Consider the following 246-nt stretch of genomic DNA (forward strand, 5'->3'; position numbering starts at 1 on the left):
ATCCAGGCTGCACGGCGGTACGTTATCCACGTGGTACAGGCACAGGTGCTGATATTGAGCAGCCAGCTCAAACTTATAAAGTTGCCCCAATAAAGAATGCTGGCACCAATACCGCCGCAAAATAACATGGACGCCCAAGAAGAATCTGAAAACTCAGGAGTTTCTTCTGGGCGGCCTAGTTTGATCTTACCGATGTCAGATATCACGATGTAAATGACGAACATCATGGCGAGAACACCGAACGCT

General features: G+C 48.4%; 1 protein-coding gene. It reads right to left on the bottom strand.

Going from position 1 to position 246, the window contains the following annotated elements; genetic code table 11:
- Positions 1 to 246 (bottom strand): BCCT family transporter (locus R2R70_RS22335; RefSeq protein WP_410979249.1); only part of this gene is annotated, 246 nt, incomplete at both ends.

The sequence above is a fragment of the Cobetia sp. SIMBA_158 genome (genome assembly GCF_046566945.1).
GTDB lineage: Bacteria > Pseudomonadota > Gammaproteobacteria > Pseudomonadales > Halomonadaceae > Cobetia > Cobetia amphilecti.